This is a genomic window from Nocardia sp. CA-129566 (genome assembly GCF_050956075.1).
Lineage (GTDB): Bacteria > Actinomycetota > Actinomycetes > Mycobacteriales > Mycobacteriaceae > Nocardia.
This window is the reverse complement of the sequence record NZ_CP192085.1, coordinates 3041474-3065887: the sequence shown is the minus strand read 5'-3', so window position 1 is coordinate 3065887 and position 24414 is coordinate 3041474. Positions and strand designations below refer to the sequence as shown.

The 24414-nt window shown below is 65.5% G+C and carries 24 protein-coding genes; 13 read left to right on the top strand and 11 right to left on the bottom strand.

Annotated features, from left to right (window positions below; genetic code table 11):
* Nucleotides 1-253: 253 nt before the first annotated feature.
* The 3 genes from ACQP0C_RS13410 to ACQP0C_RS13400 all read right to left on the bottom strand — a co-directional run bounded on the left by ACQP0C_RS13410 (nucleotide 254) and on the right by ACQP0C_RS13400 (nucleotide 2311).
* Nucleotides 254-1018, bottom strand: a complete 765-nt coding sequence (locus ACQP0C_RS13410; RefSeq protein ID WP_433733250.1) for an ammonium transporter — start codon at nucleotides 1016-1018, stop codon at nucleotides 254-256.
* Nucleotides 1015-1788, bottom strand: coding sequence for a hypothetical protein (locus ACQP0C_RS13405; RefSeq protein ID WP_433733249.1), 774 nt, complete (start codon nucleotides 1786-1788; stop codon nucleotides 1015-1017). Before ACQP0C_RS13405 ends, ACQP0C_RS13410 begins: the two co-directional genes overlap by 4 nt.
* Nucleotides 1789-2038: 250 nt before the next feature.
* Nucleotides 2039-2311 (bottom strand): helix-turn-helix domain-containing protein, encoded by a 273-nt coding sequence (locus ACQP0C_RS13400; RefSeq protein ID WP_433733248.1) that lies wholly within the window; start codon nucleotides 2309-2311, stop codon nucleotides 2039-2041.
* 362 nt (nucleotides 2312-2673) lie between these two features.
* On the opposite strand from ACQP0C_RS13400, the gene ACQP0C_RS13395 reads away from it, so the two are divergent.
* The 3 genes from ACQP0C_RS13395 to ACQP0C_RS13385 all read left to right on the top strand — a co-directional run bounded on the left by ACQP0C_RS13395 (nucleotide 2674) and on the right by ACQP0C_RS13385 (nucleotide 6911).
* On the top strand, nucleotides 2674-3243 hold the full coding sequence (locus ACQP0C_RS13395; RefSeq protein WP_433733247.1) for a hypothetical protein: 570 nt from the start codon (nucleotides 2674-2676) through the stop codon (nucleotides 3241-3243).
* A 357-nt stretch (nucleotides 3244-3600) separates the two neighbouring features.
* The gene (locus ACQP0C_RS13390) at nucleotides 3601-5124 is read left to right on the top strand and encodes a DUF1254 domain-containing protein (protein ID WP_433733246.1); all 1524 of its coding nucleotides are present in this window, start codon (nucleotides 3601-3603) and stop codon (nucleotides 5122-5124) included.
* Nucleotides 5125-5318: 194 nt separating this feature from the next.
* A complete protein-coding gene (locus tag ACQP0C_RS13385; RefSeq protein ID WP_433733245.1) occupies nucleotides 5319-6911 on the top strand; it encodes an HD domain-containing phosphohydrolase in 1593 nt (530 codons plus the stop codon).
* 77 nt (nucleotides 6912-6988) lie between these two features.
* Here ACQP0C_RS13385 and ACQP0C_RS13380 read toward each other — a convergent pair whose 3' ends face one another.
* Together ACQP0C_RS13380 and ACQP0C_RS13375 are read right to left on the bottom strand one after the other, a co-directional pair.
* Nucleotides 6989-8755, bottom strand: coding sequence for an ATP-binding cassette domain-containing protein (locus tag ACQP0C_RS13380; protein WP_433733244.1), 1767 nt, complete (start codon nucleotides 8753-8755; stop codon nucleotides 6989-6991).
* A 272-nt stretch (nucleotides 8756-9027) separates the two neighbouring features.
* Nucleotides 9028-9348, bottom strand: coding sequence for a hypothetical protein (locus tag ACQP0C_RS13375; RefSeq protein WP_433733243.1), 321 nt, complete (start codon nucleotides 9346-9348; stop codon nucleotides 9028-9030).
* Nucleotides 9349-9369: 21 nt separating this feature from the next.
* On the opposite strand from ACQP0C_RS13375, the gene ACQP0C_RS13370 reads away from it, so the two are divergent.
* Together ACQP0C_RS13370 and ACQP0C_RS13365 are read left to right on the top strand one after the other, a co-directional pair.
* On the top strand, nucleotides 9370-9690 hold the full coding sequence (locus ACQP0C_RS13370; RefSeq protein ID WP_433733242.1) for a hypothetical protein: 321 nt from the start codon (nucleotides 9370-9372) through the stop codon (nucleotides 9688-9690).
* A gap of 539 nt (nucleotides 9691-10229) precedes the next feature.
* Nucleotides 10230-10613 carry a hypothetical protein gene (locus tag ACQP0C_RS13365; protein WP_433733241.1) on the top strand — a complete coding sequence of 128 codons (384 nt, stop codon included), beginning with the start codon at nucleotides 10230-10232 and terminating at the stop codon, nucleotides 10611-10613.
* Between the two features lie 143 nt (nucleotides 10614-10756).
* Here ACQP0C_RS13365 and ACQP0C_RS13360 read toward each other — a convergent pair whose 3' ends face one another.
* Both ACQP0C_RS13360 and ACQP0C_RS13355 read right to left on the bottom strand, forming a co-directional pair.
* The gene (locus tag ACQP0C_RS13360; protein ID WP_433733240.1) at nucleotides 10757-11557 is read right to left on the bottom strand and encodes a crotonase/enoyl-CoA hydratase family protein; all 801 of its coding nucleotides are present in this window, start codon (nucleotides 11555-11557) and stop codon (nucleotides 10757-10759) included.
* Nucleotides 11558-11560: 3 nt separating this feature from the next.
* Nucleotides 11561-11671: an acetate--CoA ligase family protein gene (locus ACQP0C_RS13355; protein ID WP_433734532.1), complete on the bottom strand. Its 111-nt coding sequence runs from the start codon at nucleotides 11669-11671 to the stop codon at nucleotides 11561-11563.
* A 648-nt stretch (nucleotides 11672-12319) separates the two neighbouring features.
* Here ACQP0C_RS13355 and ACQP0C_RS13350 point away from each other — a divergent pair.
* Nucleotides 12320-13231 (top strand): cutinase family protein, encoded by a 912-nt coding sequence (locus ACQP0C_RS13350; protein WP_433733239.1) that lies wholly within the window; start codon nucleotides 12320-12322, stop codon nucleotides 13229-13231.
* A gap of 208 nt (nucleotides 13232-13439) precedes the next feature.
* A complete protein-coding gene (locus ACQP0C_RS13345; protein ID WP_433733238.1) occupies nucleotides 13440-14144 on the top strand; it encodes a class I SAM-dependent methyltransferase in 705 nt (234 codons plus the stop codon).
* A gap of 205 nt (nucleotides 14145-14349) precedes the next feature.
* Here the strand turns inward: ACQP0C_RS13345 and ACQP0C_RS13340 are convergent, their stop codons facing one another.
* Entirely contained in the window at nucleotides 14350-14763 is a 414-nt protein-coding gene (locus ACQP0C_RS13340) for a VOC family protein (RefSeq protein ID WP_433733237.1), read from the bottom strand.
* Between the two features lie 86 nt (nucleotides 14764-14849).
* On the opposite strand from ACQP0C_RS13340, the gene ACQP0C_RS13335 reads away from it, so the two are divergent.
* The 4 genes from ACQP0C_RS13335 to ACQP0C_RS13320 all read left to right on the top strand — a co-directional run bounded on the left by ACQP0C_RS13335 (nucleotide 14850) and on the right by ACQP0C_RS13320 (nucleotide 18761).
* On the top strand, nucleotides 14850-15866 hold the full coding sequence (locus ACQP0C_RS13335) for a helix-turn-helix transcriptional regulator (RefSeq protein ID WP_433734531.1): 1017 nt from the start codon (nucleotides 14850-14852) through the stop codon (nucleotides 15864-15866).
* A gap of 83 nt (nucleotides 15867-15949) precedes the next feature.
* Nucleotides 15950-16324: a hypothetical protein gene (locus tag ACQP0C_RS13330; protein WP_433733236.1), complete on the top strand. Its 375-nt coding sequence runs from the start codon at nucleotides 15950-15952 to the stop codon at nucleotides 16322-16324.
* Nucleotides 16300-16698: a hypothetical protein gene (locus tag ACQP0C_RS13325; RefSeq protein ID WP_433733235.1), complete on the top strand. Its 399-nt coding sequence runs from the start codon at nucleotides 16300-16302 to the stop codon at nucleotides 16696-16698. Before ACQP0C_RS13330 ends, ACQP0C_RS13325 begins: the two co-directional genes overlap by 25 nt.
* Before the next feature lie 563 nt (nucleotides 16699-17261).
* Entirely contained in the window at nucleotides 17262-18761 is a 1500-nt protein-coding gene (locus tag ACQP0C_RS13320) for a WS/DGAT/MGAT family O-acyltransferase (RefSeq protein WP_433733234.1), read from the top strand.
* Between the two features lie 196 nt (nucleotides 18762-18957).
* Here the strand turns inward: ACQP0C_RS13320 and ACQP0C_RS13315 are convergent, their stop codons facing one another.
* A complete protein-coding gene (locus ACQP0C_RS13315) occupies nucleotides 18958-19614 on the bottom strand; it encodes a hypothetical protein (protein ID WP_433733233.1) in 657 nt (218 codons plus the stop codon).
* A gap of 18 nt (nucleotides 19615-19632) precedes the next feature.
* Here ACQP0C_RS13315 and ACQP0C_RS13310 point away from each other — a divergent pair, with 18 nt between their 5' ends.
* On the top strand, nucleotides 19633-19896 hold the full coding sequence (locus tag ACQP0C_RS13310; protein WP_433733232.1) for a hypothetical protein: 264 nt from the start codon (nucleotides 19633-19635) through the stop codon (nucleotides 19894-19896).
* 2 nt (nucleotides 19897-19898) lie between these two features.
* Here the strand turns inward: ACQP0C_RS13310 and ACQP0C_RS13305 are convergent, their stop codons facing one another.
* A complete protein-coding gene (locus ACQP0C_RS13305) occupies nucleotides 19899-21335 on the bottom strand; it encodes a short-chain fatty acid transporter (RefSeq protein ID WP_433733231.1) in 1437 nt (478 codons plus the stop codon).
* A 565-nt stretch (nucleotides 21336-21900) separates the two neighbouring features.
* Between ACQP0C_RS13305 and ACQP0C_RS13300 the strand changes: the two genes are divergently transcribed.
* Entirely contained in the window at nucleotides 21901-23178 is a 1278-nt protein-coding gene (locus tag ACQP0C_RS13300) for a hypothetical protein (RefSeq protein ID WP_433733230.1), read from the top strand.
* 24 nt (nucleotides 23179-23202) lie between these two features.
* Here the strand turns inward: ACQP0C_RS13300 and ACQP0C_RS13295 are convergent, their stop codons facing one another.
* Nucleotides 23203-24387 carry a hypothetical protein gene (locus ACQP0C_RS13295; protein WP_433733229.1) on the bottom strand — a complete coding sequence of 395 codons (1185 nt, stop codon included), beginning with the start codon at nucleotides 24385-24387 and terminating at the stop codon, nucleotides 23203-23205.
* Nucleotides 24388-24414 lie beyond the last annotated feature (27 nt).

Genomic DNA, 24414 nt, shown 5'->3' with positions numbered 1-24414 from the left:
TGAACGTCGTCACGCAGGCACGAGTAGGTCGCGCGTGCGCGCGCCTAGCCTTCCGGAATCGGCAACGACCGTAAAGGACAACCCATGTCAGACGTCGCGTCCACCCAGGCCGACCTGGCGGATTTCAAGGCCGCACAGCGGCCGGCCTATACGCGGTCGCCGCCGTCGAGGCCCAGCTGTTCGAAGGCATCACCGTCACGACGGACACGGCAAATCCGGTGGCTCGGCCGATCGAGCGGCCGAGCCACCGGCGTCAGCCTTTACCGCTGCCGCTGCTGCTACCGCCGGCCGAGCCGGTGGGCAGCTTCGGCACTCGCAGGACCGAGTCCGGGACACCAGCGCCGTTGGTGCCGACATCGTCTTTGGCGTAAGGACTTTGGCCTGGTGCGGCATTGAGCGTGTTCAGATAGGTCCATGCCGCGTAGGCCGCGCCCGCCCCACCGCCGACGACGGTGCCAGCCAGCCCGCCGATACCGGCGAACACCGCGATGATGGGCAGACCGGTCAGCAGGCAGCCGACAGCCAGGACAGCACATGATGCCAGCGCGACCACGACACCGACGATCGCACCAGCGATGGCGCCGGCCAGCGGACCGACCGCCAGCGCCATACCGAGCTTGGTCACGCCTTCGGTCGTCGCGAGCTGGTTCTCCAGCGGCGAAGCAACCGGCTGCGTGAGCGGTTGGGCGCTGGCCAGATCGGGGGCAAGTCGCAGGGATCGGCCATCGCTCGAAACAGCCTGCTGGATGTTGTATTTCCGGTCTCCGAGCGCGAAGGCCAGCGGCAGCTCGGCCACCGATCGCCCAGCGTCGTCGACCACCGAGATCGACCGTCCATCCGCTGCCACAGCGAACATGCCGACGTCGATGGTCGTCACAACCCAGCCGTCTGTCACATCGGTCCGAAGGTGCAGTTCGGTTGGTGCAGGCTCGGCGGTGGCGGGCTGTGCGTAGGCGAGCGTGCCCACAGCTGTCGCGGCCGCGGTCACCAGGGTCAAAGTTCCCCGCCGAAGGTTCACTTACCCGCCTCCTCGCGCGGCGCCGGATTCCGGAACGCCGGAAGCTGGCTGGCATACGGGCTCTGCCCGGGCGCGGCGTTGAGGGTGGTGTAGTAGTTCCACATTCCCGCGGCCAGGCCGGGCCCTCCGCCGAGGATCAGGCCCGCCACTGCGCCGACCGCTCCCATCACGGTGACGATCGGAACGACCGCCAGCACGCACCCGACGCTGAGCACCACGCAGGATGCGCCGGATACCGCCAGGCCCGCACCGATGCCGACGACCGCGCCGACGATGGTGCCGATCAGGCTGCCCGCCGACAAGCCGAAACTCACCGAATTGATGAGATCGTTCATGGCGAGCTGGTTTTCCAGCGGCGAGGCCACCAGCTGGATCCCGGACCGGCCCGGGGACACGGTGGGCAGCTGCGGAGTCAAGCGCAACGTGCGCCCGTCGGCGGAAATCTGCGCATCGATGGGGTACTGCGCTTCATCGACCGCGAATCGCAGCAGCGCGGTATCCACTACAACACCATCAGCGTCGCGTAGCGCGACCTGCCCGGCCGCGGGGTCCGCTGTGAAGCTGCCGTCATCGATGGTGGCTACGACGCTCATGCCTTCGATAGCTGCCCGATAGTGCAATCCAGCCGCGGCGTCGGCCGGTGCGGGAGTAGCCACCGCGGGCGAGCCCAGTGGCGCCGCGGCGGCCGGAGCCGCTTGACCTGCCATTACCGGCGGCACGGCGACGGCTGCGGCGGTCATGGCCGCGTATATCCCTTGTCGAAGATTCATTCGATCCTCATCATTCGATCCGCCGTCGTCGAGGCGACAGTCAGTACACCTTCGGATACGGCGGCGCTTGTTCCCACGTCCCATTTTTCGATGCAGTGCGCGGTGAACGTGCTCCAGTTGGATTTGCTGCGTGCTGATTGCTCGCTGGGCCGAAACCATAGGTGACCCAGTTCACATTCTCTCGGCGCTCCGCGACAGTATTCGTGGCGCGAATTGTGCTGGCGTCACAGTTCGTTCGCCCGGGGTCGGGTCAGACCAGGCAGTGTGGGCAGCATTGCCAGGGCCCGAGGTCGAGCCTCTCGACACTGCGACCGAGGAGCGCCTCGGCGTGGTGAACTCGGTAGCTGACGGTCTTCGGATGAGCCGAGAGGCGCTCGGCGGCACGGTTACGGCTGCGGTTCTCTCCCAGGTGGTGTCGTCGTTGTGGCCCAACGACGACACCACCCGTGACGAATACCAGCGCGAGTTCGGGATCGGCGGTACCGAGCGCTGCGAAGGCAACATCCTCCGTCCAATCGACCACAACCGCGCCGTAGCACCCATCGCGGCCCAGGCGCACCTCATCATGTACGCGCTCTCACGGGCCACCGCTCCGCTGGCTCGTCGGCTCGCCGTGACCGCAGAACTGTACTGGCGGCACAAATGGCGCCCGCAACGTTGTCACGGTAGGCCGAGAGAATGTGAGCCCCGTCTCTTACTTTCGACATCAGCGATCGACCGGCACGGCGGTACCCACCCGACACGTCACCGACAGCGTGGCCGGACACCCGTCAACTGCAGGCTCATCGGCATCGCTTCACATCAAAACTCGCCAACAGAAGGACCACATCAGTGCTCGATATGGACATCACCAAGACGAACATCGCCGTCGATCGCGCACTCGCGGTGACCGAGAACCCGAGACATCGTCACCTGCTGGAGGCGTACAACCGGCATCGCTACCTCGAGATGGCCGGACGCTTCGAGGAGATCTTCGAGCCGGATATGACCGTCGCCAACCCCGTCTATCGATTCGAAACTTTGGAGCAGAAGTTGCGGCTCGAAGGAGTCGATCAGGTGCAGGCCGTGTACCGGGCATGGACCGAAACCGACCAATGCGTCTTCTACGCGGAAGATGAAGAAGTCGCTGTCAGTGACCACATGATCGTCTCGCGTGGCATCGTTTACCAGCAGACCATCGGGGCCGAACTTGCTCAGGGATTTCCCGAAATCGACCCCGATGCAATGTATTTGGTTCGCACCGCCACCATGATGCTGTGGCCCTACGACGACCGCTGCAGGCTGATCGGCGAGGATGTGTGGGAGTACGAAACATCCACGCGAGAATTCATCAAACTCGCCCCCGAAGACGTCCTCACCGCTCAACGTGCCGGTGAGCTGCTCGCACCACTGATCAAGCCCCTTCAGCCATTTGACGATTCGATGCTTCCTGCGGCACGGCAACATGTTGCGTGAGTTCCGGCGACTGTGACACAAGCACAATTGCCCGCCGCGACTGTTGCGGGGCCGTGAGAATGTGTTCCCGGCAGCGCACTCGTTCGAACACGTCATCGTTGTCGATCACGGCGGGACAGCGCCAGCCGGGATGCTGGACTTCGGAGAGCTGATCGCGGGAGCCGACCGGATGGATTGGCCGATGCTCGACGAATGCCGCACTGCGGCAATGTGTTACACCTCCGGCACAACAGGCCGCCCCCAAAAGGTGTCGTCTACTCCCATCGCGCCCTCGTCCTACACGCCCTGAACGCCGCGCTATGAGCCTCCCAGCGGGGACTGATGCAGTCCGAATCCACCACACACAAGGACACGATAATGACCGATTCCGCACCGATCCGCGCGGTCGGGCACCGGGAAGACCCGGCACCTCATCCGAAGCGGACAGGCACCACCACGTCCATCGGCGGCAAGGGTTATCGGAGCAGCATCGCGGGAGTCTGCGCGATTGCCCTGCTGGTCTGCGCGGCAGCGTGCACGCCGTCACCCGCGAAGACGACGAACTCCGGTTCGGGCGCGGCCGCCGCGGCACCGGCGCCGGTCTCCGCAGACGACGCCCGGGAAATAGCGGCCGATACCTACACCTACGCCTATCCGCTCGTTCTCACCGAACTCACGCGGCGCGCGTCCATGCAGAAGGCGCCGATGAATCAGTTCGAGAATTTGCGAGCCTTCCCCGACGCGAATTTCACCAGAGTGGTCCGGCCCAACGCCGACACGCTGTATTCGAGCCTCTGGTTCGACGTATCGAAAGAGCCACTCGCCATTCGTATTCCTTCCTCCGGCGAGCGCTATCACCTGTTCGAGATGATGGACATGTGGACCGACGTCTTCGCTTCACCGGGCAGCCGCACCACCGGCAATCAGGAGCAGACGATCGTACTCGCCGCAAAGGGCTGGAATGGTGAACTCCCGGCGGGCGCCCTGCTGATCCACAGCCCGACCCTGACCGGCTGGATCGTCGGCCGTACCCAAACCAACGGCACACCCGACTACCCCGAGGTACACAAGTTCCAGGACGGACTCATCGCGACGCCGCTCAGCCAATTCGGAAAGCAGTACACCGCACCGAAGACCGCCATCGATCCCGCGTGGGATGTACAGACGGCCCCGGTGGAGCAGATCGAAAAGATGAGCCCACAGCAATATTTCGGTCTGTTCGCCGAACTGATGAAGGTGAACCCACCACACGACAACGACTCTCCGATGTTGCAGCGCATGGCGCGCATCGGCATCGAGGCAGGCCGATCGTTCTCGCTCGCGGCCGCGCCACCCGAGGCGCGACAGGCGCTCGAGGCAGCTCCCGCGACAACGCTCGGGGCTATCAAGTCGAGCGTGACCAAAAGCGCTGTTCCGCAGAACGGGTGGCGCACCTGGATGACCGGCATCGGCACCTACGGAACCGACTACCGGGCACGGGCACGCATTGCGTTTGCGGGCTTGGGCGCCAACACGATCGAGGACGCGATCTATCCGACCGCGTTCACCGACGGGAATGGGAAACCGTTCACCAGCGACGGCCGCTACATGCTGCACTTCGCCAACAACCAGATTCCTCCGGTCCGCGGGTTCTGGTCGCTGACGATGTACAACGAGGGTCAGTTCTTCGCCGCCAACCCGATCAACCGGTACGCCATCGGCGATCGCGACAAGCTCCACTTCAACCCTGACGGCTCGCTCGACCTGTACATCCAGCGCGACTCGCCAGGCGCGGACAAGGAATCGAACTGGCTGCCGGCACCGGCGACCGGTCCCTTCTCGATGAACCTGCGCATGTACTGGCCCAAGCCCCAAGTACTGTCGGGCGACTGGACTCCGCCGCCGGTCACGAGGATCGAGTGAGCGTTCGCGTTGATCGCCTCGACTGGCAACAGCACCCATGACCGGCACCCACCAAGCCCGATAATGAGTCGCGGGTAGGTGTTGGGTTTGGCCGGCCCGGGGCGGGCTGACAGGATCGGTGTCGTCGCGATGACCGAGGCCGGTGCCTCGTCCTTCGCGCCGAGATGGCCGTTGTTCGGGTGGACAATGGGAAGATGTACCCGCACGGGACGCTGCCCGGCTCGGGAAAGGGGCTGAGCAGAGCCGAACTGCTGGCCGCGATATCGCTTGCGATCGACCTCGGTCTGGGTCAGCCGATGGAACACATGCTTCGGTCGTCCTTGATCGCGACACGGATCGCCGAGCGGATGGGGCTCGACCCGCAACAGCGAGCGACCGTGTACTACGCCGATCTGGTCGCGTGGATCGGTTGTCATGCCGACTCTCACGAACTCTCGGCGCTCTTCGGCGACGACATCGCCTTCCGGGCCGACACCTACGGGGTGGACATGACCGGCCTACCGTATCTGCGGCTGATGATGAGTCATGTTGGACGCGGATTGCCAGGCTGGGAGCGCGGCATCCGTGCCGCTGCCTTTCTGGTCACGGCGCGCAGCCAGGTCGCCACACTGATCCAGTCGCATTGCAGTTCCGCCGGGGTTCTCTCCGATCGGATGGGCTTGGACGGGCAGGTCGGAAAGGCGCTGGCCTACGCCTTCGAGCGCTGGGACGGCCGGGGGTTGCCCAACGGTTCTCGCGGAGAGGATATCCCGGTCGAGATCCACATCGCTCACGTCGCAGACGTCGTCGAGGTGCACCTGCGGACGGGTGGGCTCGAGCACGCGAAGGATGTTCTCCGTTCTCGGCGCGGCAGTCAGTTCAGCCCAGCCGTGGCGGCGGTGTTCGATCGTGACGCGGCGGCGATCGTGGACGGGTTGCTCGAAATCGACGTCTGGACCACAGCGTTGGCCCAAGCACCGGATCGTGACCGAACCCTGACGGCCCGAGAGAGCGACGAGTTACTCGAGGCCATGGCTGATTTCGTCGATCTCAAATGTCCTTTCACTCTGGGGCATTCACGTGGGGTCGCGAATCTGGTGGCCGGGGCAGCCCGACACCTGGGCATGTCGCCGTCGGACATCACGCATCTCTACCGTGCCGGCCTAGTGCACGGCCTCGGCAAAATGGGAGTGTCCAACCAGATCTGGGAGAAGAAGGGGCCGCTCACTACGGCTGAATGGGAGCGGGTACGGATGTATCCGGATCTGACCGGCCGGATACTGAGCCGAGTCAACGGCTTGGAGTCGGTGGTGGCCGTCGCAATGAAGCACCGGGAACGGATCGACGGGTCCGGCTTTCCCCGGGGGATCGCCGGCGCGGAATTGACCGCGCAGGACCGGCTGCTCGCCACGGCGGAGGCTTATCAGCGACTGCTCGAGCCGCGTCCCCACCGGCCGGCGCTCGATCCTCGCGGCGCTGCCGATCGGTTGAGAAAGGAGGCGCGCGCCGGACGCTTCGACGCCGAGTCGGCCGCGGCCGTGCTGGCGGTGGCCGGTCCGCGGATGTCGCGGCGGACGCCCTGGCCGGCCGGGCTGACCGACCGCGAGGTCGAGATCCTGCGACTCGTCGCGCAGGGCCGGTCGAACCGAGAAATCGCCGCCGAACTGTTCATCGCCGAGAAAACGGCGCGCAACCACGTCGAACGTGTCTACGCCAAGCTCGGCGTCAACAACCGCACGCAGGCCAGTCTTGCCGCGATCGATCGGGGTCTGGCGAGCTTCCCGGTCAATGCGGCCGTGGGAAATTGAAGCAGCGTCGGCACCGCACGCCCGGGGCCCCGCCGACATCTGTTCAGCCATCTGGCGGGACCGACTGCGCGGGGCCTTCATCGCCGGGATGCGCTGGGCCGGGACCGCCGGTCCAACACCCATACCGTGGCCAGCATGAGGCCAACGGCGAACGAGGCGAGCGCGATGAGACTGGCGCCGGTGCCTCCGTGGAAGGTGTCGCCGTAGGCGGACATGGCCGGCAGCGTGGCGGTGTACCGGTCGAGATCCAGGTCGCGACCCAGTGCTTCGAATGCATGGCGGTTGGATAGGCCGAGACTCATCAGGCGTCCTGGGAGGGCCATCTCGTCAACGGGGACTATGGCGCCACCGAACAGAACCTGAGGGAAGCAGAGCATCGGCAGGGCAAGGGCGGCCTGCGCGGCGTTGGAGACCGCGGCCGAGGCGAGCAATCCGAGGGCCAGTGCCGAGGTCGCCTCGATCACAATCGTCACAAACAGGAAGGCGGACACGTCCCATCCAACGGCGGGGAGTCGACCGAGCGCCCGCAGCACACCGAGGAGCACCGCGCTCACTCCAGCCAGCACCGGAAGCAGCGCTGTCACTTTGGATGCCACGTAGGCGCCCACGCTGAGCCCGGCCAGGCGCTCCCGCCGGAAGACGGCCATCTCCCCGACGATCTGGAGCAGGCCGTAGGTGAGGCCGAAGAAGAAGCCTGCGAATGCGATCCAGAACACGATCTGGGCCGGGCCGAGGTCGGCTTCGCCACGCGGATCGAACGCGCCGCGCTTGAACAGCGTCGCCATCATCGCAGTGACCAGCACCGGTGAGCCGAGCAGGACCGCCAGGGTCAGCCGGTTGCGAAGGAGAACATCAACATTGCGTCGGGTAAGTAGCCACCATTGCCGGACCGTGCCCGTGCGCTCGAGGTCCGAACGGGTGGCAGGGGTGGGCAGTAGCGCCAAGCCGTGCCGGTCTTTCGACTTCCCACCGCTGGCCGCGAATCGCTCCGCCCAGATCTGCGGGGTGTGCTCACGAGCGAGCCGGTCGTACACCTCGGCGAGATCCGCCACGCCGAAGTAGCGCCGAGCCTCGGTCGGGCTGCCGGAGAAGGCCAAGTGGCCGTCGCGCGCCAGAAATACCACCCGGTCACAGCGGTCGATGCCAGCTGGCTCATGCGTCGTGAGGACGACTGTGACTCCGCGCTGGCTGAGTCGGCGCAGCAGGCGCATGACGTCGGCTGCGGTCGATGGATCGAGCCCGGAGGTGGGTTCGTCGAGGAAGAAAAGGTGTGGCCGGGTCAGTAGCTCCACGGCGATACTGGCCCGCTTGCGCTGGCCGCCGGAGAGCGCGCGGACCGGCACCTCGGCCCGATCAGCCAGGTCGAGGTCATGCATCGTCTCTTCGACTACCCGGTTCGCCTCGGCCGCCGATGTGCCTGCGGGCAGCCGTAGCCGCGCCGCATAGCGCAGTGTGCGGCGCAGGGGCATCTCGAGGTGGATGATGTCCTCCTGCGGCACGTAGCCGATACGGGAATCGGCGCTGACTCGGGCCCCGCGAACCACGCCGTCATGCCGAACCTCCCCGGCAGACGGTGGTCGCAGTCCCGCGAGGATCTCCAACAATGTGCTCTTTCCTGCCCCACTGCCGCCGGCAATGGCGACCAACTCGCCTGGTTCGACCGACAACGACAGTTCCTGGAGAATCTGCCGCGCCCCGACCTGCCGGCTTACGTTGACCGCATCGACCCGCCCGCCGCCTGCGTGATCCGAAGTGCGCGTACCGAACCGCTCGACGGTCGGTGGTTCGAATGTCAATTCGCTCATGGCCGATGATCTCCGTGATTCCTGAACTCGCTTTGTCATGCCCTGATCATCGGTCCGGCGCCTCCGTGGTCGCATGAGGCGTTTGCCTCAAATCGCGCGCCAGCGCCGCACCGCGCATGTGCCAGATATGCCAGCGGTCGGCGATCTATCTCGAGTCCGGCGCTCGGGAGCGGCGCCCTGAGGCAACGACGCGGTCTGGGCAGACGATCTCCACTATGAGCTGGGTTCGCAGCCGATCCGCGGCGGTCCCATAGCACGGCTTGGGAGAGACGGCTAGGGGCGGCATCAGGTCCTGAATGTGTCGCGTGGCGCTACAACTCGCCCGTCGATGCCGGATCGCCGTCATGCCAGCGGGCTCCCGAGCGCGTTCCCGGCTCGAGATCGCGCAGTGCCGGGATCGAAGGTCCGCTACGAAATCGGGTCCGCCGCACGCCGATACGCGGCACCGCCGAAGAAATCAACCGAATTTGATCTTCGAATTCACATGTGAAATGAAGATCAAATTGTGTCACCTCAGCATAATTCATTGTTTGCCCATTGTTAACGGTGATTATTCGCACAAGAACAACGGTAGATTTGCAGATCACTTCTTCATAACATTTGTGGTGCGCCGTGATGGCGTCGTTATCCATCTGTGAAAGGAAACTCCGTACATGGTCTCTCGTAAGGTCTTTGCCGCCGCCGCCACCGTCTCCGCCGCCGCCCTGTTCTTCGGCCCGGTCGCGATGGCCTCCGCTGCCACCCCCGATGCCACCCCCGTCGCCAAGTCCGCCGCCACCGGCTCCGCGGGCACGGGCTCGGGCTCGGGTTCGGCCGACGGCGGCTCGTCCACGGGTTCGGCCGGATCGTCCTCCGGCTCCGCCATGCTCGACTCCGGCAGCTCGGCCCTCGACGGCGGCACCTCCGCCATCCTCAACGTCATCAATTCGATCACCGGTATCAGGGACCTGACCCAGCCCAAGCCCGCCTCCTGATTCGGTCTCGGTAGATCACCACTTCGTCTGTGTCGCCCCCCAGGGGCCGGATTTCTTTTGTGCCGCTAATCTACACATCGGCGACTACGGGCTATTGCAGCAGATTTGCCATGATCAAATTGATCATTCGCCGTGTCGAGTAGCCACGGCGGGTGAACATGACGATTCCGTTTGCGTGCCAACGAGATAGCTCTCCGCGCTGTGCATCCGGAGCTTCCTTGAACACCGGGTTTCGTGCCGTTCGATGAACTCGCCGGACGGCACGAAATTTCCGGGAACTCGAAACGCAACCCGTCGAGGTAGCGGTGCCGCGGGACGCGCAACCCTCTCAGCGCCATCATCGACCTGCTGAGAACCTTCCCATCGCGTCCTTGCGCGACGACACGCACTCCTTTGCTGCCAGACGCGCGGCCTGGCACAGCCGATCCGGTGCGCCGAGTTCGCCACGTCGAGCCATGATCATTACCGGGCGTGGCGAAGACGGGGTTGCGCGAGGACACTGAAGGCGTAGTGCCGAATTCGTCTCCAGGAGCAATGTGATGGCACCCGACAGGCCTTTCGGGATCGATCCGGAAGAATTCGAACGCGCGTTACGGGAGGTGGGGATCGAATTCCGCGACCTCCTCGGAAAGGCCGGCGACTACATCGATCGCACAAGCGCGAGTACGCTGGCGTCTTTGCTCGGTCAGTTCGTTCAGCCGGAGCGTGCGCGGCCGCCGAAGCCGGAGGGCGAGACCACCGGCGAGACCGGCAGTGGGGTGTGGGTCATCTACAGCATCGACGACGTCGGCGAGGCCAGGGTCGAGCAGGTTTTTCCGAGCGAGCTCGAGGCCTTGCGTGCGCATCGCGACAATACCGATGAACACCGTCGCGTGCGGTTCCTGCCCTACGGCGTCCCCACAACTGCGCTGGGCACGCCCTGACACAAGCTGCGGCCGCTCGCCTCGCGCACATCTCGCGGCGTAGGTGCTGTCGGATCGGCGGACGACGTGTTTTCTCGATCTCCCGGTCACGCATCATGCCGACCGGCACCGGGCCCATCAATCCGGAATCCGCAGCCTTTGGCCTACCGGCCCGTGAACTTGGGTGCACGGCGTTCGAGCATGGCGGAGACGGCTTCGTGGTGGTCGTCGGTCTGGTGGGCGATGGCCTGCAGTGCGGCGGATAGTTCGAGCAGGCTTTCCAGGCTCTGCCATTGGCCCTCGCGGAGCAGCTTCTTGGTCATGCGCAGCACGTGCGGTGGATTGGCGGCGACCCGGGCGGCCAGTGCGTGAGCCGCGTCGAGCAGTCCGTCGGGTTCGACGACCGCCGAGACCAGCCCCCAGTCCAGTGCCGTGGCCGCATCGATCGGCTCGCCGGTGAACGCCATCTCGCTGGCGCGAGCCATGCCCACGGCACGCGGCAGTAGCCAGGCGCCGCCGTCACCGGGGATGATGCCGACCTTGGCGAAGCTCTCGGCGAATGTCGCGGTGTCGGCGGCGATACGCATATCGCACATGAGGGCCAGATCGCAGCCCGCGCCGATGGCCGGGCCGTTGACCGCCGCGATGGTCGGAATTTCGCAGTGATACAGGGCCTTCGGGATGCGCTGGATCCCGTGCCGATAGCCTTGCCGCAACTCGGCGGGTGATCCGCCGAACATGCCGGCCCGGTCGCGCATGTGCTTGATGTTGCCGCCCGACGAGAAGGCGGTGCCGGCACCGGTCAGGATCGCCACTCGCACCGAGGGATCGGCGTTGGCGTCCGACACCGCCCGCTCGAGCGCGTCCACCGTCTCGGCATCGGATATCGCGTTGCGGGCCTGCGGGTTATTGAGGGTCCAGACGACGACGTCGCCGGTGCGCTCGATCAGGACGGGCTCACTCACGATCTACTCCTCGGGTGCGATGACGATCCGAACATCCAACGGAACTATGCCGCTACCCGAGGCCAGGACGGGATTCAGGTCCAGTTCCGCGATCTCGGGATGCGCGGCCACCAGGCCACCGATGCGGTGATGTCCAGTGCCTTGCTGCGGCCGACTCGCTGTCGCGGTCGCATCGCAATCTGTCGGAACGGGTGATAGCCGATCCGGAGGCCGTGGCCTCCATGACGGTATCGGAGCTGGCCGCGGCGGTCGGTGTCAACGCGGCCACCGTTGTCGGCTGCGCGAATGCCTTGGGCTAACGGGCTATCGGGTGCACATGATGGGCCTGCGCAAATACCATGTGCCCGCGTATCTGCTGGCCTACCTGCTCGGCATGGTGCGCGAGGACGTCGCGCCGGTGACGGCGACGGCGGGCGCGCTGACCGACGATCAGCGACTTCCAGGTCTACACAACGAAATTCGGGGCCCGAGTAAGAATTTCCCCGCGGAACCCCACCAGCCGTGCGCGCGAGCCCGTCACCTGGCCGGATGCCGCTGGCACCTCGGACGCGGTCCTACTCGCCGCGGCAGTTCGTTGCCGTGGCGAACTCGGACGGGACGCCTCCGGCGGTCTGACGGGACGCCTCCGGCGGTCTATCGTCGGCCGGGCGTACGCACGACTGTCCTGCTACCCCAGCGCTATCCCGACACGCCCTTTACACTCGCGAAGTAACCTTCGCCGAACGAACCATGCCCTCAGCCGTGAAACCCTGGGAGTAGACGATGTTTTCTCGATGGAAGAACACCGCCGCATGCGCGGCTGCACTGGTGAGCGCTGCCCTTCCGGTCGGCGCGGCATCGACCGCACAAGCAGCCCCACAGCAGTGCCCCGACATGTATGTCGTAGCGGTCCCCGGCACCTGGGAAACGTCGAAGTCCGAACCGGGCCAAGGGATGCTCGCCGCCGTCGCCAACGGCTTGCCGGGCAACGTCCAGACCGACTACGTCGCCTACGCGGCGACCGCGTTCCCTTGGGAAGGCGATGTGTACGGCCGCTCCAAACGAGAAGCCCTCGACAATGCCCGTGGCCTGGTCAGCGCGATGGCCCAGCGCTGCGGCGCAACACGATTCGCGCTGGTGGGCTACAGCCAGGGCGCCGACGCCGCCGGTGATCTCGCCGCCGAGATAGGCACCGGGTTCGGCGTCGTAGCGCCGAACCGCGTGGAATTGGTCGGGCTGATCTCCGACCCCCGCCGCTCCCCCACCGACAACCTGATCGGCCCGCCCGTCGTGGGCGCTGGCGCCGGTGGTCCACGCCTGGGCGGTTTCGGCTGGCTCACCCCGAAGACCTACACCTTCTGCGCCGTAGGAGATCTGTACTGCGCAACCCCCGACGGCGACTTCGCCGCTCGCATAGCCGGATTCTTCGCCCAGATCTCCAACGCCGACCCCAGCCAGTTCGGTATCTATCAGCAGCAGGCGGGCAACCTCATTGCCGATGCTCTCGCCGCGGGTGGTCTCGGCCTGCTCCACGACCAGCTCAATAACTCCGCCTACGAACAACGCAAACAGCAGATCGACGATTTCGTGAAGTCCGGGATCCACCAGAGCTACCCGCATTACACGATCGGCCCCGGCGGCGCTACCCCGCTGACCTGGCTGCACCAACAGCTGATCGACGTGGCACACAACTAACGCTTGCGCGGTATCGGCGACCGACTACCGGCCGGTCGCCGATACCGCTGTGGCATCCCGGCAGACCCCCAAAGGCACCGTCTCGGGCCACGACCGACCCGCAGCTCCGCTGGTGGCGCATGCTGACAGCAAATGCTGACCGCTCGGACCTGTTACCACCTACATCACGGACGTTGACAGCCACCAGCAGCGCTGATAGTCGTAGGCTATGACTTATCCGGATGATTTCGATTTCGAAGCCGTCTACCAAGGCACAGCCGGCCCGTTCGGGCCGGGCGTCAAACCGCCGTGGAGTATCGGGGAACCCCAGCCCGAGCTCGCCGCGCTGATCCAGCAGGGCAAATTCCATGGCGATGTCCTCGATGTCGGATGCGGGGAGGCGGCGATCTCGCTGTATCTGGCCGAACAGGGCTACACCACCGTGGGACTGGATCTGTCACCGACCGCGATCGAGCTGGCCCGCGCCGAGGCCGCCCGGCGCGGCCTGGGCAACGCCTCCTTCGAGGTCGCCGATATCACCTCCTTTACCGGCTACGACGGCCGCTTCGGCACCATTGTCGACAGCACGCTGTTCCATTCGATCCCGGTCGAGGCGCGGGCGGGCTATCAGCAGTCGATCGTGCGCGCCGCCGCGCCGGGCGCGTCCTATTACGCGCTGGTTTTCGACCGGGCCGCCCTGCCCGATGCACCCGTACCGGGTCCCGCGCCGGTCACCGCCGACGAGCTTCGTGCGGCGGTGGAGAACTACTGGGTGGTCGATGAGATCAGACCGGCGCGTATCCATGGCGACCTGCCCGAAGGCGACATCGGATCGCCTGCGGGCGGCCCGATGTTCCGGTTCGAGGGCATACGCGACGAGCCCACCGGCCGCAAGTCGGTTCCGGCCTGGCTATTGAGCGCCCACCTCGGCTGATCCCGCCACAGCGAGATCACGGGTGCGCGGTACTTCTCGGATTCGTACGAATCGATTTCGTCGAGATCATCCAGAACCCGGCGTGGCCCGAGTGAACGAATCGCTCACCGTCGCCGTGCCCCGTCGATCGACCGGAAATCCAACGGCCCCAGCTCGATCGGAGTCCGCGACTGCCCCGGTCCGAGACCGGACCGGGGCAGCTCGTTCAGGAGTATTCGCTCACGACGTCGACAACCCAGACAATGCCGAAGCGGTCGCGCAGCATTCCGTAGGCGGGCGACCAGCCCGCCGGGCCGATCGGGATCACGATCGTCGCGCCGTCGCAGAGCTTGTCCCAGTAGCCGCTGACCTCGTCGACGGTCTCGCCGCGCACGGAGACGAAGAAGGGATTCTCACCTCTGTCGAAGGACATTCGCGAGGGTACGTCGTAGGCCATGACGTGAAATCCGTTGTCGGCGCGCACCTGGCCCCACATCACCTGGTCGGCCTCCTCCTCGATGTTCCCGGCGTCCTTATATGTGACAGCGGCGAGATCGCCGCCGAATACGGATCGATAGAACTCCAGTGCGGGTCGCGCGTCGCCGCGGAAGTTCAGGTGGGTGGTGGTCGTGACGGCCATGGTCGGCTCCTTACCTTCGAATTGATACCTGCGTGGGCAACAGTCGCTTCGGAAGCGGTCAGGATGTGTCCTCTTCTTCGGGCAGAATGCGAAATGTGCCGAAGACCTCCGCGCGGCTGTTGTCGTTGCTCTCGCTGCTGCAGACGCGCCGGGACTGGCCGGGGACACTGCTGGCCGAGCGGCTGGAGGTCAGTCCACGCACCGTGCGCCGCGATGTCGACCGCTTGCGCGAGCTGGGCTATCCGATAGTGGCGATCAAAGGTCCCGACGGTGGGTACCGGCTCGGCGCCGGTGCGCAACTCCCGCCGCTGCTGTTCGACGACGAACAGGCCGTCGCCCTGGCCGTCGCACTTCAGCTCGCCACCACAACCGGCGCGGGGATCGAGGAAGCCGCGGCGCGTGCCCTGAACACCGTCCGGCAGGTCATGCCCGCACGCCTGCGCCACCGCATCGACGCCTTCCAGGTCACTGCCGTCGACCGGCCCGCGGCCCGGCCGGACCCACACGTCGACCCCAGCGTGCTCACGACACTCAGCGCTGCCGTCCAAGCCCGCGAAGTGCTGCGCTTCGACTACGTATCCCCATCGGAAACCGGCGACGGTGCCGCGGGATCTCCACCGCGCCAGGTGCAACCCCACCACCTCGTATCTTGGGACCGGCGTTGGTATCTCGTCGCCTGGGACCTCGACCGCAACGACTGGCGCATCTTCCGCGCCGATCGAATCACTCCGCGCATCCCCGGGGGACCCCGCTTCACCCCGCAGGAACTGCCCGGAGGGAACGTAGCCGCATTCGTCACCGGCAGGTTCCGTGGCTCCGGGGACTCGGGCGACTGGCCCTGCCGCGGCGAGGTGCTGCTCAACCTGCCCGCCACCGTCGTATCCCGGTACACCCGCGACGCAGTGGTCGAGGAACTCGGCCCGAACCGCTGTCGGCTCAGCATGGGCTCATGGTCATGGGTCGGCCTGGCCGCGGCCATCGGCAGGTTCGATGCCGACATCGAGGTCGTGGGCCCGGCCGAACTTCACGCCGCCTTCGCGCGCCTGGCCCACCGCTATACCGACGCGGCGAGCCATGGAACCAACACTCTGGCAGACGACTAGGGAGTCACCCAAGGCGGGCGCGCCACCGCCTCGCACCGTGCGGCACAACCGATTCCACGGGCTGCGCCCGCGCGACGAAGTCGATGCCCAAGCGGCGGGACACTGTCGCCAACGGCAGCGCCCTGGCCAGCGCACGGCCCCGCTTCGTCAACATTCCCTCCAAGATCGGACAGGTCGTGGCGGTGCCCGCGCTCGCCGCCAACGGTGCGCGTTCAGCCCGATCCCCCGGTTGTCCGGACGACCCGTACGCTCGAACGCGCCATCGTGGAACTGGGTTCGGCACAACCGATTTCGCGGATACGGTGGCCGAGCTCGCGGCCCGCACGAGAATCACCCGGGCGACGTTCCACAACCGCGTCGGTAGCCCCGTGGAGTTGCTCATCGGTGTGCTCTGCGCGGTCACCAAACAAGACCTGGTCGACGCGGCGGTCGCGTGCGCACCCGTCTGGTGGAGCTGACCGTCGTGAATGCTCCACAGGCCGAACGCATCCCGCGCCTGGAAGTGGATGCACCGCCATCCGCCGGACGCCTCCACCCCTTCGACACCGAGGTCTTCCAGATTCGCTGGCGCATCGCGAAGACCGTCACTATCCGGCCGAGCGCAGCGTCTGCCGTAGATTTGGAATGTCGCCCCGGTCTCTCTTCCCGATCATTCGCACCCACTTCGGCGGCGGTGAATATCCGGAACTTCCTGTTCAGCCCCAACAGGATTCAGCTCTCTGCGATCAACTTGCCTCACCTTTTCTGCCAGCATCGACAGCCTGCAGTTACTTCATCGAATAATGCTGCGTCGCAAGAGCTTCGAGTGATTCCGGCTGAAAAAGTGGAGTAAATGCGGAGTTCCGCGTGGTCGACACCCACATGTCCGAGGTACATCGAACATCCACCGACCAGCACAGTTCATGGCTTGATGGAATGTCCGGCCCTGTTGAGCGTGTCAACAGTCCTTCAGCAAGGCGATCCGATGACTTCACGATCGACGTGACTCTCGAGCAGCGACAGATGGGCATCAGTGTCCGATTTTCCGAATTCCGCAGCAGTCGCATATCTTTCGCGGAAATCCGAGACCATCGGTTAGATCTTGTCGGACATCGGCGGTCATCGCGGGCGTTCGCGAAAGCCAACGCTGTACCGCTACACCTGCGCGCAATGAGCAAGGGTCGCACGTTTGCACAGAATTAACGTGGAGGGCACACGACTGCAGCCGACAGCGCACTGGCGACCACTAAGCTCGATGACGCGTCCTCGACACGCACATCGGCATCACCGCAAGAGCGGAGCGGCTCGAACGGTTCCCAGCGCCCGCGGATGCCGACACACCACAAATGCGTCACGGCACCATCACAGTTGAACTGCATCGGCAGCCTGTCCTGAACCCAGCGAAGCGGAGACCCCATGTTGCACGCCGACCTGAAAACTGCCCGCCACCTGGAAGCCCGCATCATGACACCGGGCCAACTCGCCAGCTGCCCATCCGCCCACCGAGCGACACCGTCGCAAAATATTCCGCTGTCGCCCGATAACGGACCATCCCGACAACTCAGCTCGCTCGATGTCCTGCTGCTCAATGCCGAGTCACCCACCATGCTGCTCCACGTCGGGTCGGTCACGCTGCTGGAACCATCCACCACAGGCGATGCGCTGGATGTCACGGCGCTGCGCCGGTTGATCGCGAGCCGACTGCATCTGATCGCACCGCTGCGGTGGCGATTGCGCACCGTCCCGTTGGGTCTCGACCTCCCCTACTGGGAAGACAGCGACACCATCGACCTCGGATATCACGTGCGAGATACACGCCTACCCGAAGGTTCGAACGACGAGGCGCTGGCCGATCTCGCCGCCCGCCTGCACGCGCAGCCGCTCGACCGAACTCGACCACTGTGGGAATGCCACCTGATCTCGGGGTTGACCGAAGGCCGCCAAGCCATCTACACCAAGGTGCACCATGCCCTGATCGATGGCGTATCCGGAGCGGAGGTCATGGCCGCAGTCTTCGACATCGTGCCCGAGTCCCAGCCCGTGCCCCCACCGTCCGACGGGCTCCGATTGGCACGAACACCCAATCCCGCCGAAGTTCTCGGCCGCGGCATCGCACACACGATGACCCGCCAGGCCGATCGGGTCCGCCTGCCGCTACGCCTGGGCCCGATGCTGCCGAACGCACTCAACGATATGCCCAAAGCCAATCCCACACTGCCGGGCAACGGCCCCAACGGCACCGACCGGTCCTTCGCCTTCGTTTCGCTACCGCTCGACACTGTCAAACAGATCAAGAACAGCTTCGGCGGCACCGTCAACGACGTGGTGATGACATTGTGCACCAGCGCATTTCGCCGCTGGCTACTCGACCACGACGCTCCGGCCGACGACCCGGCCGTGGCCGCGATCCCGGTATCGGTGCGCACCCAGGAACAACTCGGCACCGCGGGTAACCAGTTCTCCATCATGCTGTGCGAACTCCCCATCGGCGAACACGACCCACAGCACCGCATGAAACTCACCCACGCCGCAATGCTCGCCGCCAAGGACCGCTTCCACACCACCCCACCGGCCCTGCTGCACTACGCCACCGCGGCCCTACCGCAGATCCTGCACGGCCTGGCCACCCGCCTACTCCTGCGCGTCGCCGCCCCCGCACTCCCCCTGGCCAACATGGTCGTGTCCAACGTCCCCGGGCCGCAGATACCGTTGTACGCCGGGGGAATTCGGGTGGCCGGGAGCTATCCCATCTCCGTCCTCACCGACCTGTCCGGCCCGCTCAACATCACCGTCATGTCCTACAACGGCCACCTCGACTTCGGCATCCTCGCCTGCACCGACACCATCCCGGACGTCTGGAACTTCGCCACCTACTTTCAAGACGCACTCACTGAACTGGTTGATTGCGCCTGCTAGTTCGTCGGGGGGTTGCCAAGTGGTGGAATCGTTGAGATAGAGCGGCCCTGGCCAGCAAGCTGTCCCCGAAGGCCGCGCCGCCAACGAGGCGGTGCGGGGCTTGCGGGGCAGACCGCCGCCCAGCGCGCCCGCGCCGCGAGGCCGACCGTCGCCGTGGTGGAGCGGGAATTGGTCGGCGGTTGGCAGGACTCGGTGGTCAGGAGTTGGTCTCGACCGGTGTCTGCACGGCTATTTCGCCACCCAACTCGTAGCCGCCGAGCAGCTCCAGTTCGTCTCCGCTCCAAAATCGTCCAGGGTCGTACCAGTTGGGGCTGTGGTGCCCGGGCAGCAGTCCCATCTCCTGGTATGTCGCGGCGACGACTTCCGCGCAGTACGCGTTCTCGAATTTTTGTGCGGCGGCCTGGCGTGACTTGTTGCGCGGCAGGCGCGCCCGGCCGCGTAGCCAGCGTCCGGCGAGAGCGGCCGTGGATGGGAACGGGGTGCCATCGAGTCGGGCGATGGTGCGCAGCAGGCTGTCCTCCATCTCTCGGGTGGCCGGACGGTTCAACTGGCGCAACCAGGTCCGCTGACCGTAGCGGTGCGCCCACACCAGCACGGCATCGCGCAGATTGTGCAACTGGACGCCGCGGTGCACGACTCCCGACCACATATCGGGCAGCGATCGGCCGAGTTCCGCATGCCAGATCAGTGCGGGCAGATCGTCGATCACGACGGACATGCCGACATGGTTCACCGGGCTGTTCGTCGTCATCCGGATCGCCCGGTCGGCGGCCGAATGACCACGGAACAGCCAGATGTCGCCGGTTCTGGTGAGCTCGAGTGCTCGGTCGAGGCTGATGCCCGTACCCGTCATGGCCGTAGCCTATGCGGTATGAGGTGGTGGAAGGCAGTGGGATTGGCGGGGGCGGCCGGTGTGGTCGCCACCGGTGTGGTGATCGTGCGTGCCGAGCGCCGCCGCCGCGCCTACACCCCGGACCAGGTCCGCGAACAACTACACATGCGATTCGCCCAAGCGACCTCGGCCCGGACAGGCACTGAAAACCCCACTCCGGCAGCGCAGGACGCCTCCGGTATCCGCGTGCGCATCCGACGTTTGTTTCGGCGCCGACCACAGCCGGGGCACCGACCTGGATGAGGTCACCGGGTCGGCAAGACCGGCGGGACGTATTCGAACGTCATTCCGAGCAACCACACGAGCAGCAGTACCACCGGCAGATGGAACATGAACTGCAGGAACGTGAAACCGACGAGGTCGCGCGCCCGCAGTTTGAGTACTGCCAGCAGGGGCAGCATGAAGAACGGATTGACGAGGTTGGGCAGTGCCTCGGCCACGTTGTAGATCTGGACCGTCCAGCCCAGGTTCATGTGGACATCGGTCGATGCCTGCATGACATAGGGGGCTTCGACCAGCCACTTTCCGCCGCCGGACGGGACGAATATGCCCAGCACCACCGTGTAGATGGCGATGACGATGGCGAAGCCGCCACCGCCACCGATGTTCGTGAAGAACTCCGCGAGATGTTCGGAGACGGTAAGACCGCCCCGGCCCTTAGCTTTGGTGAGTATCGCGGCCATGGCGGCGTACAGGGGGAACTGGACGAGAATGCCGGCCGTGGCGGGTACGGCGAGCGAGATGGCCTGCAAGAACCTGCGCGGTGTTCCATGGAGTACCAAGCCGAGCATGAGGAAGATGAGCAGATAGCCGTTCAGGCTGCTGACCACGGTGAGTACTGGTTTGGTGACGAGCTGGGAGATCAGCCAGCCTGCCGTCAGCAGGCCGGCCAGGACCGGCAAGATGCGGCTGTATTCGAGCCATTCCCCTGGCCGCGAGCGCGGTGGCACTTCCGCGGGCTGGTCGTCCAGATCTACATCCAGGTCCTCGGCGCTCTTGATGGCTGCGCCCTTCGGCGCCGAGAAGTGCGCGACCACCACGGTCAGCGCCATGATGATGGCGCACATGAGCAGGGACTGCCAGGTGAAGATCGTGTGGCCAAAATCGAGGACGCCGGTGATCTTCAGCAGTGCCGGCGGCAACGAGGTGGCGGTGGCCTGTAGCTGCGCGGCCGAGGAGGAGATTCCCAACGCCCACACCGCGCCCAACCCCATGAAAGCCGCCGCGCCGAGCGCGCGATAGTCCACGCGCAGATCGGTCCGACGGGCGATCGCCCGGGCCAGCAGACCACCGAAGACCAGACTGAGTCCCCAGTTCAGAAACGAGACCGACATGGAGAGGAAGGCAACGAGACCGACTGCGCTGCTGGCGGTTTGCGGCACGGTGGCCAGCCGTTCGATCAGCCGGGCGACAGGCGGGGATGTGGCGACGACGTATCCGGTGAGGACCACCATGGCCATCTGCAGAGTGAAAGCTGTCAGATCCCAGAAGCCGTCGCCGAACGCGTTGGCGACCGTTTGCGGTGACGAGCCGTTGGCCAGTGCGGCGGCGGCCACGATGAATACGCCTGCGAGTGCGACGACGTAGGCGTCCGGGAACCACTTCTCCGTCCATCCGGCGAGCGACTGCGCGACTCGTGCGAGGCCCTTTTCGGAGCTGGCTTCTTCGATGGTGGACGTCATCCAGTTATCCCTCTACTTTCCACACGCTGCCCGTACGCATGTGACGCAGCGCACAAGCTCGGTTGCAAAGTATTGGTGTCGATTTGTATGCGGGCAATAGGGAAATGCGCAGGTACCATCTGCAAAACTGCAGAAACCGTCGGCGGTCCGGCAGTCAGCGGCTCGTCCCCCGTCGCGCTTTTCCGCCGACCTCCGATCCGTGATCTGCCAGCCCGTTCGGCAACAGCGATGGACTCAGCTAATTTTGGTGACGGGTAACGATTTCCATCAGACCGACGTCGGGAAACGCAGTGGCACCGCCAATTTCGAAGCACGAACCGAAGTGATATCGACCGAGAGCAGCTACGAAGGATTGTGTTGCGGCACAGGCGATCAGCGATCCGACCCCCGCCGTTCCCGATTCGATCACACTGTGCCGACGACACCCCATACTCTCGAATCCAGAATTCAACGATGACTTTCGAGGGGCCCTGCGGGCCGGACAGAGGAGCACTATGACCGCCAGATTCGAACTCCGACAAGAACTCTGCGGTCCACGTGCCACGGCCGCCGCGCTGCGCCGCGGATGAGTGATCTGGTAACCCGCGCTCAGCTCATCCTGCTGGCGCGCACACTGCACGTTCCCGTGCAACGACTGGCTCATCTGGAGCGGCTCGGCGCCGAACACCTGCACGAACTGCAGCAGCGGATGGCCGCCATCATCTTCGATCAGCACGCCGAGACCTTTGCGCGCATCAGCAAATTGGTGCCGATCATTCCGCTGAGTATCTCGATGCCGCTGGTCCAGCGGATCGTGCCGCCGATGATGGCGGGCCGGGCAGCGGGTGCTGTCGGTGTCGAACATCCGAAGAAGGCTGCCGAGACGGTAGCCCTGCTCGACACCTCGTATGCGGCCGATTGCGCGCCGTACCTGGATCCCACGATGGTCGGTCAGCTCGCCGATGTGGCGCCACCCGAACCGATCGTGCACATCCTCAATGAACTGCTGCGCCGCAGGGATTACGTCACGGCAGGCCCGTTCTTGGCCTATGCGACACCGGCCCTGATCGCTGCTGCGGAGCATGGCGTACTCGACGATGCCGGACTCATCTACTCCGCCGCCTACGCATTCTCGGGGGCCAGTATCAGCGCCATCCTGCGCCAACTACTCGCCGGTCAACAGGAGCGAATTCCGCGCATTGTGCACATCGCCCTCAATGGGCCGTCCGATCTGCGGCTCGCGGCCCTGTCGGCCTTCGCGCGCTGCGATGCCGACGTGATCGACGCCATCGGCGACATCATGTTCACCATCGAATCCACCGAATCCATCAGCAACCTCATCGTCACCGCGATCCATCTGGGTGCGGTCGCGGAGCTGCTGACCTTCACCGGCCAGCTCAGCCCGCAGGCGCTCGACCGGATGGCAGCGAATCCGATCATGGGCAATGAAGCCGCGTTGGCGGCTATCATCGGCACCCTCGACAGCCACGCCGAAGCAGGTGTGTGGCGGGGTCTGATCCAGCTGCTGGCCCGCGGTTACGTCGACAGTCAACGACGCAGTGCCCGGCTGCTCGCCGAACTGTCCGACGCGACCGTCGTCACCCTCCCCTCGATCGCCACCGAAACCGACCTCTGGCCGATGCTGCTCCAGGTGATCGCGGCGGGCGATGCCGATGTCCAGACCCGAGTAGGCGCCCTATGGTCCACGTTGCCTCCGGAACGCCGCGCCGGACTGGAATGGCATATCCACCACTTCGACGTGGACGGTCGGCTGGCGTTGATCACCGAGCAGATTCCGTCGATGTCGGTGGAGGAAGTCTTCTTTCGACGCCGTCAGATGGGGCGCAGGCGCGGCAGCTATTGACGGCTGGGACGTTCTCAACCGCCGTCAGCGGCCGCCGAGCCAGCGTTGCTGCAACATCCAGTGGTTGTCCCACCAGGCGCGGATGACAGCGGGATCGGCGTCGAACGGTGGTGGCGGCGACTCACCGGGAAAGAGCCAGCTGCCATCCGGCGCACCGACGGTGGTCGAGGTCGGCGACTCGGCGGTCGTGGAGGCGGTTGGTTCGGGCGGGTCGGTGGTTTCGGTTGTGGGGGCGGAGGCTGTTCTGGGCGGGGTGCGGCGGATAGGTGTCGGGGTGGTTGTCGTCGACCAGATCGGGCCCGACGTCGGCTCGATGGTGACGGGTTCGGATGACTCTGCCGACGGTGCGGCTTCGATCGTGATCGGCGCGGGTGCTGCGGACATGCTCGGCGGCAGCGATTCGGCGGTCCGGCTGGCGACCTCCACCGGATGGTCGTCGCGGATCTGCGCCACCGCGATTCCGGACGCACCCAGCACGGTCGCGACGGCGGCGGCACCGAGCAGCAGCCGCCGGGTCCGGCCGTCATCGGTGGGCACCGCCACCGGTAGCTCCCGAAGCCGCTGGGCCGCGATCAGTGCCGCACCGCGTGCCACGGCATCGGCGGGATCCGCGACCGGGATCACCGGCGCCTCGAGTCCGAGCACCAGCACGGTCGCGATATCGGGATCGTCGGCACCCGAACCGCAGACAGCGACCGCGTCCGGTCGCACAGCGACCGAATCCAATATCGGCAATATCCGGCCGACCGTCTGATCGGCGGTATCGGCGTCGACAGTGCCATACGCCCACGAGCCGGAGGCCGATACGGCGTCGCGCTCCGGTCCGAGCAACACGAATGACGTGTGACCGTCCGCGATCTCCAACGCCAGCACGGTGTCGAACTCGTCGAGTCCCGGCTCTTCTCGGGTCATCACGGCCAGCGCCGACCGCTCCGAAACCAGTGACGACGACGCCCACTGTCCGGCCGCGAGCTGCGAGACGATCAACCGTCGCTCGGCCACCGACCGGTACACGATGGCAACGTCCTCGACCCGGGCACTGTCACCCAGCTCTTCCGCGAAACCGTCCAGTACGCCAATGATCGCCGCACCGACCTCGTCCTCTCGCAGACGTGGCTGTGCCGCACACAAGACGATCTCCGGCGCCCCGTCCCCCAGCACGACCCCGCGCACCATCGTCCGCTCCGCCGATATCCCCACTGTGGCCATGCAGTACACCTCTACTCGGTATGGACT

Coding starts and splice junctions, on each gene's coding strand:
- ACQP0C_RS13405 (WP_433733249.1), bottom strand. CDS start 1,788: ATGAATCTTCGACAAGGGATATACGCGGCCATGACCGCCGCAGCCGTC.
- ACQP0C_RS13390 (WP_433733246.1), top strand. CDS start 3,601: ATGACCGATTCCGCACCGATCCGCGCGGTCGGGCACCGGGAAGACCCG.
- ACQP0C_RS13385 (WP_433733245.1), top strand. CDS start 5,319: ATGTACCCGCACGGGACGCTGCCCGGCTCGGGAAAGGGGCTGAGCAGA.
- ACQP0C_RS13380 (WP_433733244.1), bottom strand. CDS start 8,755: ATGACAAAGCGAGTTCAGGAATCACGGAGATCATCGGCCATGAGCGAA.
- ACQP0C_RS13375 (WP_433733243.1), bottom strand. CDS start 9,348: ATGGATAACGACGCCATCACGGCGCACCACAAATGTTATGAAGAAGTG.
- ACQP0C_RS13370 (WP_433733242.1), top strand. CDS start 9,370: ATGGTCTCTCGTAAGGTCTTTGCCGCCGCCGCCACCGTCTCCGCCGCC.
- ACQP0C_RS13365 (WP_433733241.1), top strand. CDS start 10,230: ATGGCACCCGACAGGCCTTTCGGGATCGATCCGGAAGAATTCGAACGC.
- ACQP0C_RS13350 (WP_433733239.1), top strand. CDS start 12,320: ATGTTTTCTCGATGGAAGAACACCGCCGCATGCGCGGCTGCACTGGTG.
- ACQP0C_RS13345 (WP_433733238.1), top strand. CDS start 13,440: ATGACTTATCCGGATGATTTCGATTTCGAAGCCGTCTACCAAGGCACA.
- ACQP0C_RS13340 (WP_433733237.1), bottom strand. CDS start 14,763: ATGGCCGTCACGACCACCACCCACCTGAACTTCCGCGGCGACGCGCGA.
- ACQP0C_RS13335 (WP_433734531.1), top strand. CDS start 14,850: ATGCGAAATGTGCCGAAGACCTCCGCGCGGCTGTTGTCGTTGCTCTCG.
- ACQP0C_RS13330 (WP_433733236.1), top strand. CDS start 15,950: ATGCCCAAGCGGCGGGACACTGTCGCCAACGGCAGCGCCCTGGCCAGC.
- ACQP0C_RS13320 (WP_433733234.1), top strand. CDS start 17,262: ATGTTGCACGCCGACCTGAAAACTGCCCGCCACCTGGAAGCCCGCATC.
- ACQP0C_RS13315 (WP_433733233.1), bottom strand. CDS start 19,614: ATGACGGGTACGGGCATCAGCCTCGACCGAGCACTCGAGCTCACCAGA.
- ACQP0C_RS13310 (WP_433733232.1), top strand. CDS start 19,633: ATGAGGTGGTGGAAGGCAGTGGGATTGGCGGGGGCGGCCGGTGTGGTC.
- ACQP0C_RS13305 (WP_433733231.1), bottom strand. CDS start 21,335: ATGACGTCCACCATCGAAGAAGCCAGCTCCGAAAAGGGCCTCGCACGA.
- ACQP0C_RS13300 (WP_433733230.1), top strand. CDS start 21,901: ATGAGTGATCTGGTAACCCGCGCTCAGCTCATCCTGCTGGCGCGCACA.
- ACQP0C_RS13295 (WP_433733229.1), bottom strand. CDS start 24,387: ATGGCCACAGTGGGGATATCGGCGGAGCGGACGATGGTGCGCGGGGTC.